The sequence below is a fragment of the Sphingomonas lacunae genome (genome assembly GCF_012979535.1).
Taxonomy (GTDB): domain Bacteria; phylum Pseudomonadota; class Alphaproteobacteria; order Sphingomonadales; family Sphingomonadaceae; genus Sphingopyxis; species Sphingopyxis lacunae.
The window spans coordinates 218,905-231,182 of the sequence record NZ_CP053015.1; the positions used below are offsets into that span (position 1 = coordinate 218,905).

A 12,278-nucleotide genomic window follows, 5' to 3' on the forward strand; every position below is an offset into this window, starting at 1 on the left:
TTGTCACCCGCCTTGGTCAAAACAACCGGCGCCTGACGACTCTCAAAGCCCTGTCAATTGACTAAGCTTTTGCCTTCACGGCTTTTTCTTCGTTACGAACCGCAAGCAAATACATCACTGGCGTAATCACCCGGCTCAGCACGGTAGAGCTGACCAGACCACCGATGATAACCCAAGCCAAAGGCGCGTAGAGTGAAGAGCCCGAAAGGGCCAATGGCAGCAAGCCGCCAACCGCTGTAACGGATGTCAGCAGGACAGGCAGAAAACGCAATTGCCCTGCCCGTTCAATCGCTTCACGCAACCCCATGCCACGGGATCGCAACTGGGTGGTGAAATCGACCAGCAGAATCGAATTTTTGATCTCGATGCCAATCAGGGCGATGAAGCCGATGATCGCAAAGAAGCTGAGCGAATAGCCGGTCAGCAAGAGAGCAACCAGGCCGCCAAATGTCCCTAAGGGGATGACCCCGGCCACGACAATGGTTTCCTTGAAACGGCCGAACTCAAGCACCAGCACCGCAAAGATGCCAAGCAGCGCGACAAGGATCACCGGACCCAGGCCGGCATTGTTGCGCGCCGCGGCCTCGGCCTCGCCGCCCAGCGAGTAGCGATACCCCGCAGGCATGCTGAGCGCCTCGATCCGTTGCACAACCGCTTCGGTCGCCCGGGACGGCAGGACACCGGGCTCTGTAAAGGCGGTCAGCGTGACGGTACGTTGCAACTTGTAGCGCGTGATCTGGGGCGGCACGCTGATCAATTGCGGAGAGGCAATTTGTGCCAGTGGCACCGCGCCGCCTTGCAACGTAGGCACATAAACACGTTCAAGGGCCGAAACAGGCTGGTTGGTGGTCATCGGCAGACGCACGGTCACCGGCCAGCTGTCGCCTTCATTGTCACGCAGCTGGCTGGCCTGCTCACCCGATATGGCCAGCCTCAGCGACCGCCGCGCCTCGCCCGGCGCCACGCCCAACAGGCTGGCCTTGGCATCATCAATACCCAGATTGAGGTCCATGCGGTCAAAGGCGACAGGGTTTTCAATGTCCCGCAGGCCCTCGACCTTGTGCATTTCCCCTTCAATCTCGCGCGCCAGACGCTGCAAAGTCGCAAAATCCGGGCCCGACAAACGAATGGCGACACTGGCCTCAAGCGGGGGGCCGTTCTGGAATTCGGCGATGGTCACCCGCGCATCCGCCAGCGTGGCAAAGCGTTCACGCAGACGGGCAATCATCTGTGGGCTGGACCGCGGGTCCCATTCGTCCAACGTGACAAACACGTCGCCATAGCGCGCGCGCTCCTCCCGCGGGAGAATGTTGTAATAGATTTGCGGATTGCCACGGCCAACATTCTCCATGATGTTGATGGCCTGTTCTTCCTGGCGGATGATGGCGGCGACCTGTCGCACCGCGGCATCAGTCTGGGCGATACTGCTGCCTTCGGGTGTCTCTACCCGCGCAAGGAAATAAGGCGTGTCCGCCTTGGGGAAAAGGCTGAAACCCACCACCGGGACAATGGCAAAAGCCCCAAAGCACAGGATCATCGCACCCCAAAACCAGCGGCGCGGCGCATCCAGGGCGCGGTGCAGGATCGGGGCATAAAACCGCTCTATCCCGTTGGTCAGCGCCTGCAACAAGCGGTTGCCGCCATGCTTTTCCGGTTTGAGCAGGCGCGAAGCGGCGAAAGGAATAACCGTCAGCGAAACGATCAGTGAACTGGCAACCGTGACCAGCACCGCCATCGGCAGGCTGCGGGTAAAATCACCGCCTGCTTCGGGCAAGAATGCCAGTGGCAGAAAGGCGAACAGCAACACACCGGTCGAGCCCAGCACCGCCGCCATGATTTCCTGGGTGCCGCTGATCGCCGCAGTGGCAGGTGGCTCCCCGTCACGGATATGCCGCTCGATATTCTCCGTCACGACGATGCTGTCATCGACAAGCAACCCCAGAGAGAGGATGAAGCCGGAAATGCTGATCTGGTTGAGCGTGAAACCGAACAGGCCGAGCAGGGTGATACCCATAGCCAGCGACAGCGGGATCGAAACCATGACGATGATCGATGGCCTGAAACCGAGTGGCAGGATGGTGATCAACACAAGCGCCAGCGCGATCACAAAGTCCCGGGCCAGCAATGCCAGTTTGCGGGAAATGTCATTGCTTTGATCAAAAGCCACTTCCAGCTTCATGTCTGGCGGCAATTCGGCCCTATAATCGTCCACCGCGGCCACCAGTGCCCGTTTCAGCGTTCCCGCATCGACATTGTCCTTTTGCCGGACCATGACCCACAGGGCGCGTTGGCCGTTGTAACGCGCGATGTGCAACTGCTCGGATTCGGACCAGGAGACGGTTGCCACATCACCCACAGTCAGCAAGCGGCCATCGCCAGCCCGGACCGGTACAGCGCGTATCGCGTCCAGCGATCGGAAGGCACCACCTGCGTCGATGTTGAGGCGACGCCCGCCGGCCTGCACCGCGCCAGCAGGTAGTTCTATGCCACCCGCACGAATGGCAGCCGCCACCGCAGAGGCAGGGATCCGGGCCTGAGCCAACCGTTCAGCATCAATGGCGACCCGCACTTCAGGCCGGGCGGCGCCTTCAATGACTGACTGGCGAACGCCCGGGACCGTATTGAACTGGTCGCGCATGTCCTCAGCATATTTGACCATGCGCCGCCAACTTGCGCCGTCGCTGACAAGTGCCAGCTGCAATACCGCCGCTTCGGTAGTGCGGGGGCGGCGATAGGCAATGCGGGTTATGCCTTGCGGCAAACGGTCCCGAATGCCGGACACCTCTCGCACCACCCGGTCAAGTGTCGCCTCGGGATCAGTGCCATGTTCAAATTCAATGCTGAGGACCGCCGCGCCGTCACTGGAGGTTGAACGTATCTCGCGGACATGGTCCAACCCCTGCAGCACATCCTCAATCGGCTTTGCGACCGTCTCTTCCATCGCCAGCGCATCCGCACCGGGCAGGATGACGGTCACGACGTTGACCGCGATCGGGAAATGCGGATCAACCGATCGCGGGATCGACAGGAAGGAGGAGATGCCGAGCATCACCACCATCAACACGGCCACCAGCGTGATTTGCCACCGCTTAACGGCGAGCGAGACGATGCTGCCCACGCCCGGTTATCGCGCAGTCGCGGCAACGGGCGCGGCAGGCGCACTGTTGCCAGTCCGGACAACACGCACTGCTTGCCCGTCGCTCAGTCGGTCAATGCCCGTCACTGCGACCATTTCCCCGGGCTCCAGCCCTCCGGTCAGGCGAATGCTGTTGTCTGTGGTTTCGGCCAACGTCACCCGTCTCAGCGTTACCCTGTTGCGCGCACTGTCGACAACATAGACAAAGGCCTCCCCCGCCCGGGCAGCGAAAACCGCTTGCGGCGGGACGGACAAATTGCGTTCACCAGCCGTGTCGGCGATGATCCGGGCGGTGCCAATCTGGCCGGACCGCAGGCGCTCATCGGCTGGCAAGGCCACTTCGACAAGGAAAGTGCCGGTGGCAGCATCCGCGCGACCGGCGATTTCCAGAACACGCCCGGTCAGGCGTTCATCACCCAATGCGCCAATGCTGACTTCCGCCGGCTGGCCGACGCGCAGCCGAACCGCCTGCCGGTCGGGCACCGCCAGTCGCAGCACATGGCCGCTCGACGCATCGCCGAGGATCAGGACCGGCGTGCCAGCGGCGACAACCTGCCCGGGCTCGGCCAGCCGGGCAATGATGATACCGCTGCCCGGTGCCACGATACGGCTGTTACTGAGTTGAAACTGGGCGGATCGAACATTGGCTTCTGCAACCCGCACGGCGGCTTCGGCGCTGTCGACGCGCGGACGGGCAACCCAGCCCTTTTCGAACAATTCGCTAGACCGGGCATATTCGCGCGCAGCACGCGCACGTTCGGCCTCTGCCGAAGCCAGCGTTGCTGCGGTTGTTGTGGGGTCGAGCGCCGCCAGCAATTGCCCTGACCGGACCGTATCGCCCTCATTGGCCGACAGCAGTGTTATCCGCCCTGCACTGGTGAAGCCCAACGGACTTTCCCGGCGCAATGCAACTGTGCCGGCGGCATCAATCCGCTCAGGTTGGGACTGGGCGCCCACTTCAGCGACCCTCACATCAATCGGCGGCGGGGCGGCCACTGGTGCCCCGTCACTGTCACCACAAGCAGCAAGGCATAATGCCAAAGGGACAGCGGCCCAGGCCAAAGGCTTACCGCTGAAGCGCATGCGAATCCCCTTGCTCAACACACAATGTTTACACTGTTACCTCTGGCCCATTAGCAAAGGCCAGTTGCGCTGTGAAACTGATAATTGAGCTAGAGTTGTTTTTTCCTTTCAGGCCATGACCTTGGTGAGGGCAAGACGCCACGCGGCCAGTCGGACATCTCGCGCTGCGTCAGCCATGGCGGGAGCAAATCCGTCTGTTTCCGGCCGCATGCATGCTGACGCCTCGGCCAGCGAGGGGTAAAGTCCGACACCGACGGCCGCGCACATCGCCGCACCCAAGGCGGTGGTTTCGACATCTGTCGGCCGTTCCACCGGCAGCTTGAGCACATCGGCAAGATCCTGAGCCATCCAGTTGTTGGCGCTCATGCCCCCGTCAATCCTCAGCCGGTCCCAACCGGCCCCATCGGCAGCGAAAGCCTGCATCAGATCGTGGCACTGGTGCGCCATCGATTCGAGTGCAGCGCGGACGATATGCGCCTTGCCCGCGCCCAGCGTCAGGCCGCTAATGCTGCCGCGTGCGTCGGGGCGCCAATGCGGAGCTCCAAGCCCGGTCAGGGCCGGAACCAGCGTGACACCGCCATTGTCGGCCACCGATCGGGCCAGTTGCTCACTTTCAGCAGAACTTTGGAGCAGTCCGAGCCCGTCGCGCAACCACTGGATCAGGCTGCCGGCCACAAACACCGATCCTTCCAGCGCAAAATGCCGCTCACCACCCGATTGATGCAGGATGGTCCCGAGGAGACGATTGGAAGAGGCCGGAACATTCTGCCCCATATTCGTGAGGATGAAGGCGCCAGTGCCGAACGTCGCCTTGGTCTCACCCGGGGACAGGCATCCCTGGCCAATGGTTGCCGACTGCTGGTCGCCGACCAGACCACAAATCGGGATAGCCGCTCCGAACAGGTCAGGATGCGTATAACCAAATTGGCCGTGCGTATCCGTGACCTCGGGCAAGGCTGAGAGCGGCACGCCGATCAGGTCTGCTAGGCCGGCATCCCAGCCGTTGCCGACCAGCGGGAACAGCAAGGTGCGGCTGGCATTGCTGGCGTCGGAGATATGCAGGCCACCCCCCTGCCCCTCACCGCCGCTGGTCAGATTCCACACCAGCCAACTCTCGATAGTGCCCAGCGCCAGATTGTCGCCCAAAGCCCTGGCCTCTGGCACATTGTCGAGCAGCCAGCGCATCTTGGTGCCCGAAAAATAGGGGTCGAGCAGGAGGCCGGTGCGCCGCTGCACCTCGGTCTCATGCCCCGCGCCACGCAACGTCTCGCAAAAGTCGGCGGTCCGCCGGTCCTGCCAGACGATGGCACGGTGGATGGGCTGGCCGGTGCGCCTGTCCCACGCCACCACGGTTTCACGCTGGTTGGTGATGCCAATGGCGGCAATGCGATCCGCACCGCCTGCGCGTTCGATCACCGCACGGGCACAGGCGAGCGTGCGCTGCCATATCTGTACCGCATCATGCTCGACCCGCCCTGGCTCGGGATAATGCTGGTCAAGCTCACGCCCCTTGGTGGCGATGACCGTGCCATCCGGCGCGTAAAGGATTGCCCGGGTCGATGTGGTCCCTTCGTCGAGCACCACAATGTAGCGATCGGTCATCTGTCCTCTCCCGGTTTGCGGCCTGCCGTTCAGGTCAGTGCCTTGAGCCTCGCGGCGATATGGCTTTCGAGCGCAGCAAACCCAGCACTGTCAAGCTTGAGCCCCAGCTTCGTTCGCCGCCACAGCACATCCTCGGCACTGCGCGCCCATTCATGGTCGATCAGCCAATCGACTTCCGCCCCGGTCAGGCCAGCACCGAAATGCGGGCCAAGCGCGTTGAGGCTGCTGGCATCGCCCAGCCAACGCCGGGCGAGTGTACCATAGGCGCGAGCAATGCGGTCTGCACTGGCTGCTTCAAGGAACGGATAATCGCGGGCCAGACCCGCGATCTGATCGGCAAGGCCAGTGACGGCAAAATCCCCGCCGGGCAGCGCCGCCGTCGCCGTCCAGTCCCGGCCGGCCAGTGCCGCCACGTGCGGAGCCAGCAGATCAACTGCATCTTTTGCGAGATGGCGATAGGTGGTGATCTTGCCGCCAAACACCGAAAGCATGACGGGTGTGCCATCATGCCCGCCATCCACCTCGAACGTATACCCCCGCGTTGCGGCTTCGGGCTTGCCCGAACCGTCATCGACCAGCGGTCGGACACCTGAGTAGGTCCAGACAACGTCGGCGCGGGTCAGCTGGGTCCGGAAATAGCCGTTGGTCCCGTCGAGCAGATAGGCGATCTCCTCTTCGCTCGCTTGCGGTAGCACGCTGGCGTCGGGGTGGTCGCGGTCGGTCGTGCCGATCAGCGTATAATCACGCTCATAGGGAATGGCGAAGAAGATGCGGCCATCGGGCAACTGGAAGAAATAGGCGTAAGGGTGGTCGAACAGCTTGGGCACGACGATGTGCGAACCACGCACCAGCCGCAGCGCGTGGTTGGATTCCACCCGCCCGCGGTCAAACAATTGCAGCACCGATGGGCCGGCGGCGTTGACGATCGCCCGCGCACTGAAATCGCCCGCGCTGGTCGAAATCTGCCAAAGCCCGTCCTGCTGGCGCATCGCCAAGACCTCGGTCCGGGTCAGAACCGCGGCGCCCCTGTCTGCCGCGTCGCGGGCATTGAGCACGACCAGCCGCGCATCATCGACCCAGCCGTCCGAATATTCAAAGCCGGTGGCAAACCCCTCTTGCAGCGGCGCGCCGGCCGGATGCCGGCTGAGGTCCACCGTGCGTGTCGTCGGCAGCAGCTTGCGACCGCCAATATGATCATAGAGGAACAGGCCGAGGCGCAGCAGCCAGCGTGGCCGCAAGCCCTTGCGATAGGGCAGGACGAAACGCAGCGGATGGATGATGTGCGGCGCGATCGCCCACAGCCGCTCACGCTCGGTCAGCGCCTCACGCACCAGACCGAACTCATAATGCTCCAGATAGCGCAGCCCGCCATGGATCAGCTTGGTAGAGTTGGACGAGGTCCCTTGCGCGAGATCGCCGCGTTCGAGGAGCAATACCTTGGCCCCACGCCCCTGCGCATCGCGGGCAATCCCGGCACCGTTGATCCCGCCGCCAATGACGCAAATGTCAAAGACTTCACTCAACGGACTGCTCCCTGTCGCAACAATTTGGGCACCAAGGTGACGGCCGCCAGCAGGGGGTGCCGCCGTTGCCAGTCAGTAATCACAATCTGCGTACCGGCATGGCGGTTGATCTTCCAGGCGAGATAATCAATCCCTCCGGAAAAGGTGAAGGCCGCCTTTGCGAGGCGGGCGACGGTCAAAAGCTTGCCTTCGATACGGCGGCGCGGCCATTGGCCACCCTTTGAGTTTCTCGGGATGGCAGCGATGGCTGGCTCACTGAAACGTTCATATCGATCAGGCTGGGCATCGACCACCGAGGCGGCGCGACCTCCCCGTTCGGCGCGCAGTTCCACTGAATAGGTCAGCGAAAAGGCCCGACGCCACCAATCGAGCACGGTTTCCCCTTGAACCGCTTCGGCTGCCGCCAACAGGGTAGGCGCAGCGCGTGCTACGGCGGCTATCGCACGATCTGCGGCCGCCGCATCGCTGCTCCAGACAAGGCGCGATGGCTGCGCAAAGCGCGCCCACACCGAAACGTTGCGGGCTTCAGGCCCATTGAGGCGAAACCAGTCCTCCTCACTCAGCACAGCATATTTCGCCGCCATACCCTTGTAGGCAAAGGGAAAGACATTGGGCGGGATCAGCCGGTTGGCCCAGGCTAGCCAGCGCCTGGGATAGGCCGTGCGATAGTCGTCAACGATCAGGTAGAAATCGAGCATCAGCCCGTCGAGTTGTTGCTCCCTGAGGCACGAGCCATAGAAAAGCACGGAGCGGGCACCCGGATGCTGCGCGGCAATCGCCGCCGCCATTTCCGCCACGATCGGCTGGACCGGTTCGGTCAGTTCAGCGCGGACGAGCGCCAGCAAACGGGATTCGGGGGGCGAAACAACCATCGACTTTCTATGCCTCAGGCGGCCAGCTTGAGGAAGGGGACGGGATTGGTCGATCGCAAGGTTATCGGGTGACCGGTGGTCGCCTCGAAGATCTCGCCATCGAGGATGACGCTCGACCGCTCACCCTCGATGCAGATGGTGTCGCCCTGTTCGAAATGCAGGCCGTTGACCTTGTCCTTGCCGAGCACACCAAACAGCGCCACCCGCGCCATGCGAACCAGCGCGCCCAGATCATTGTTGACCGCCAGCAGTTTCATCCGCCCCGGCCCGGCGCCGTCACCCGTGCGCGCATTGAACAACAATTTGTCGAGCGTGGTCACAATCAGCACGGCAAAGCGGCCACGGATCGCATCATGGCGGCGGACCGTTACCGTGACCGGGCTGGATCGTTGCGGAACAAGGCGGCGCAGGCCCGGCACCAGCGACGCGAACGTGGCAATCGCCGCGACAAAATGGGCAAGGCCATTGGGGAGACCGAGCGGATAAAGGCTGTGCCGGCAGTAGAGGATGGTATCAGCGAGGCCGGCACCTCCAAGGAACATGCCCAGCACAGGCTTGTCGCTGCTGCCGTTCGACAGCGAAATAAGCTCCCGTTCGACGATATGCCCCGAAAATTGACCATGGGCGGCAAGTCCGACAACATGGTCCAGAGCTTCAAGCGGGTCGCCGGTGGCACCCAGATCGAGCGCGATCAAATTGGTCTTGCCATTGGGCAGCACCGCCACCGGCGGCACCTCGCCTTCCGGAAAATGCTTGCCATTATAGAGCTCAGTCAACGCTGCCTGCACCGTACCGTCGCCACCATTGACGGCGATGACACGGGGCTTCACCAGCGCAATCGATGCCAGTGCAGCACCAATCTGGTCGACATGCTCCACCTCATAATGGAAAATGTCGGGCCGGCTGGCACAATAGGCGCGGATGCGGGGCAACTGGGCGCGATTGCCCGTCGAACGGGGATTCGACAAGAGGGCAACCGATACCATCTCAGCTCCTGTTGACCGGCTCGAAGCGCGTTCCGTTGACATAATTGAGCACGACATTGACCCGCACCGGGGCATTATCGACGTTGAACGAGATGCGATTGAGGTTCGGCTTCCGACGGAAAACCATGTCGAGCACGCTGACATTGGGGTTGCCGGAAAAGCCGCCGCCATCCGACCGGTCGGAATCACCATTGCCATTTACATCATGGCGGACCGAGACGAGATAGCGCCCGGCTGAAGTCACCGGTACACAGATCGGCATGTCGCCAGCGCGGCTGACGGGCAAATCAACCCGGACCAGCCATTGTCGCCGCTCCAGATAAGTCCGCTGATTGGAAGCATAAAGCTGTACCCGGATGGTACCGGTGCGCGCCCGGAATCCTGATACATTGACGATGACTGACGCCTCGCCATTCTCGCAACGCGCGGCATGAGGGCCGATGGCAGTCGCCGACGCTGGCACGACCAAAGCCGCGGAAAGCGCCGCGACGAGGGCTAGGCTGGCAACAGACTTCATCTTCATGGTCTCTCCGTGTTGACGGCGTCCGCCTTCCGCCGGTTGGCGGGCAAGCGCACGAGGGACCCCCTTGTTATCCCCTCCCCTATCGCGGGACTTTGCGGCCAAATGGGGGCGATGCCGCGGTGGCTTGGTGGCGACCTCCAAAAAGTAGAGTCCGGGCCGGCCTTTGCATCGGCCCTTTCTCCGCGCCGCGCTTTGGGCTAGGCGATCTGCTCGGAGATATTGACCCTGTTGCGCTTCTTTTCCTGGACAGCGACTGATCGCTACATCGCCCGGCTGATCGCCGTGCCGCTTGCCGGCACAATGGTTCTGTCGGCGATGCTGCTCGTGCTCGAAAAGATGTTGCGCCTGTTCGACTTCGTGACCACCGAAGGCGGACCGGTCAGCGTGGTTTTCCGGATGCTGGCAAACCTCATTCCGGAATATCTTTCGCTCGGCATCCCGATTGGCCTGACTCTCGGCATCCTGCTGGCCTTTCGCAAGCTGGCAACATCGTCCGAGCTGGATGTGCTCAAGGCAGTCGGTCTTGGCTATGGGCAGCTGCTCAAGGCACCTTATGCCTATGCCATCGCCTTGGCAGCCCTCAATCTTGCCATTGTCGGCTTCATCCAGCCCTATGCCCGTTATGCCTATGAAGGGCTCCAGTTCGAATTGCGATCAGGCGCGCTTGGCGCCTCGATCAAGGTCGGCGAATTCACATCGCTGGGTCAACGCCTGACGTTGCGGATTGAATCGAGCAGTGACGAAGGGCGCCGATTGGGCGGCATCTTTGCCCATGCCGTCGCACCCAATGGCCAGACAATTTCGGCCAGCGCGCGCGAAGGCCGCTTTCTCGCGACCGGCGATCCCGACACCATTGTTCTCAGGCTCACTGACGGGATGCTGGTGCATGATGCGCCGGGCTTTCCGGCACCGCGTGTCCTCACCTTTTCCTCACATGATTTGCCGATTGATCTGCCCAAGATTGAGGCGTTCCGGCGCCGCGGCGGTGCAGACCGTGAACTGACCATCCCCGAACTGGCGCAGGTCGGCTCGAGTGAGGCGACCCCCCTTGCCACCAGGCTCGAAACCAGGGCCAATTTTCATTTCCGCCTTGTTGAAGTGGCGGCGATGCTGGTTCTGCCACTGCTCGCCATCGCCCTGGCTGTGCCGCCTAAACGCTCGACATCGGCGCTCGGCGTGATGCTGTCGATTGTCATTCTGGTGACCCAGCACAAGCTCAACCAATATGCTGAAAGCTATGGCGCATTGGGCGGCATTGATCCCATTATTGCCCTGTGGGTGCCCTTTTTCCTGTTCACCGGGATGACATTGTGGATGTTCCACACCTTGGCCTATGTTCCCGGCGGCCAACCAATCGGGGCACTCGAACGCAGCTTTGCCAAACTCGCCGCCTTCGTGAGCCGGCTGTGGAAACGACGGCCGGGAAGCGGTGAACCATCATGAAACTGACCGGATTTTTTCCTTCGCGAACACTCGGTTGGTATGTCGCACGTCTGTTTTTGGTGCGCAGCTTCGTCATCCTTGCCATGCTGGTCGTTGTGCTACAGACGCTCGATCTGTTGGGTGAAAGCGGCAAGATATTGGCAATTCCCGGCAATACCGACGCCGATGTCTGGCGCTATGCCGGATTGCGCCTGCCCCAGATCATTGCCCGTTTTCTGCCCTTTTCGGTGCTGCTTGGCACACTCGTGACTCTCGTCACACTTAACCAGAACAGCGAGATCATCTCGATGAAGGCTGGTGGCATGTCGGCGCACCAGATTCTCGCTCCCCTGATCGTCGCCAGCCTGTTTGTCGCGGGGATCAGTTTCATCTTCAACGAGCGGGTCGTCACCCGCTCAAATGCGGTGCTCAGCGCCTGGCAAAAGGTCGAATATGCCCGTGTCCCGCCTGATCGTGGGACGCGGGCCAACGTCTGGGTCCGGCTCGACGGCGATTTGATTCACGCCGGGATGGTGAGCGGTCGCGGAGCAGCGACAGTTCTGCGTGATGTCGAGATTTTCCGCCGACAGGACAATGGCCTGGTTGGCATCATCCGGGCACCCCGCGCCACCTGGGTGAGCGATGGAAGCACCGGAAGCTGGCGGCTGGAGCAAGCCCGGCAATTTGATGTCGCCAACGGTCAGCTACGCGAAGCCGGCACTGTCATGGCCGCGCAGGGGGTGACACCGGACCGCTTCACCCTCGCCAATGTCAAAGGCGACGATCTCGACTTCGCGTCACTGCGCGGTGCCATTGCCGAACTGCAAGAGGCTGGCAAACCCACCGGCCCTCTGGAAGCGGCCTTGTGGCACAAGATCAGCGGGCCGCTCTCTGCCGTGCTGATGCCCCTGCTCGGCGCGGTCGCCGGCTTTGGCCTGGCCCGTTCCGGTCAGTTGTTCGTTCGTGCCGTCATCGGCATGGCGCTCGGCTTCCTGTTTTTCGTTGCTGACAATTTCGGCCTCGCCATGGGCAATCTCGGCGCCTACCCGCCACTGCTCGCGGCATGGGGCCCGTTCCTGCTCTTCCTGATGATCGGCGAAATGGTGTTGGTCAGGAGCGAGGAATAGGACA

Annotated in this window: 9 protein-coding genes; 2 read left to right on the plus strand and 7 right to left on the minus strand. The window is 62.2% G+C overall.

All coding sequences use genetic code 11. The annotated features are described in order from the left end of the window. Positions 1–61: 61 nt before the first annotated feature. The 7 genes from GV829_RS00950 to GV829_RS00980 form a co-directional block, all read right to left on the minus strand. A complete protein-coding gene (locus GV829_RS00950; protein WP_169943404.1) occupies positions 62–3,118 on the minus strand; it encodes an efflux RND transporter permease subunit in 3,057 nt (1,018 codons plus the stop codon). A gap of 6 nt (positions 3,119–3,124) precedes the next feature. Beyond that, entirely contained in the window at positions 3,125–4,219 is a 1,095-nt protein-coding gene (locus GV829_RS00955) for an efflux RND transporter periplasmic adaptor subunit (protein ID WP_169943405.1), read from the minus strand. A gap of 108 nt (positions 4,220–4,327) precedes the next feature. Continuing rightward, the gene (locus GV829_RS00960; RefSeq protein ID WP_169943406.1) at positions 4,328–5,821 is read right to left on the minus strand and encodes a glycerol kinase; all 1,494 of its coding nucleotides are present in this window, start codon (positions 5,819–5,821) and stop codon (positions 4,328–4,330) included. Between the two features lie 29 nt (positions 5,822–5,850). After that, entirely contained in the window at positions 5,851–7,344 is a 1,494-nt protein-coding gene (glpD, locus tag GV829_RS00965; RefSeq protein WP_169943407.1) for a glycerol-3-phosphate dehydrogenase, read from the minus strand. Continuing rightward, positions 7,341–8,216 (minus strand): hypothetical protein, encoded by an 876-nt coding sequence (locus tag GV829_RS00970; protein WP_169943408.1) that lies wholly within the window; start codon positions 8,214–8,216, stop codon positions 7,341–7,343. The genes glpD and GV829_RS00970 overlap by 4 nt, the downstream gene beginning before the upstream one ends. A 14-nt stretch (positions 8,217–8,230) precedes the next feature. Next, positions 8,231–9,202, minus strand: coding sequence for a diacylglycerol/lipid kinase family protein (locus GV829_RS00975; RefSeq protein ID WP_169943409.1), 972 nt, complete (start codon positions 9,200–9,202; stop codon positions 8,231–8,233). 1 nt (position 9,203) lies between these two features. After that, positions 9,204–9,725 (minus strand): DUF2141 domain-containing protein, encoded by a 522-nt coding sequence (locus GV829_RS00980; protein ID WP_246202930.1) that lies wholly within the window; start codon positions 9,723–9,725, stop codon positions 9,204–9,206. 228 nt (positions 9,726–9,953) lie between these two features. Between GV829_RS00980 and GV829_RS00985 the strand changes: the two genes are divergently transcribed. Both GV829_RS00985 and lptG read left to right on the plus strand, forming a co-directional pair. Next, entirely contained in the window at positions 9,954–11,168 is a 1,215-nt protein-coding gene (locus GV829_RS00985) for an LptF/LptG family permease (protein ID WP_281356156.1), read from the plus strand. After that, positions 11,165–12,274, plus strand: coding sequence for an LPS export ABC transporter permease LptG (gene lptG / locus GV829_RS00990; protein WP_169943410.1), 1,110 nt, complete (start codon positions 11,165–11,167; stop codon positions 12,272–12,274). The genes GV829_RS00985 and lptG overlap by 4 nt, the downstream gene beginning before the upstream one ends. The last annotated feature ends 4 nt before the right edge of the window (positions 12,275–12,278 follow it).

What these genes read in the sequence shown, in the direction of transcription:
- GV829_RS00975 (WP_169943409.1), bottom strand. Translation starts at nt 9,202, where the DNA reads ATGGTATCGGTTGCCCTCTTGTCGAATCCCCGTTCGACGGGCAATCGC.
- GV829_RS00960 (WP_169943406.1), bottom strand. Translation starts at nt 5,821, where the DNA reads ATGACCGATCGCTACATTGTGGTGCTCGACGAAGGGACCACATCGACC.
- GV829_RS00970 (WP_169943408.1), bottom strand. Translation starts at nt 8,216, where the DNA reads ATGGTTGTTTCGCCCCCCGAATCCCGTTTGCTGGCGCTCGTCCGCGCT.
- lptG (WP_169943410.1), top strand. Translation starts at nt 11,165, where the DNA reads ATGAAACTGACCGGATTTTTTCCTTCGCGAACACTCGGTTGGTATGTC.
- GV829_RS00955 (WP_169943405.1), bottom strand. Translation starts at nt 4,219, where the DNA reads ATGCGCTTCAGCGGTAAGCCTTTGGCCTGGGCCGCTGTCCCTTTGGCA.
- GV829_RS00980 (WP_246202930.1), bottom strand. Translation starts at nt 9,725, where the DNA reads ATGAAGATGAAGTCTGTTGCCAGCCTAGCCCTCGTCGCGGCGCTTTCC.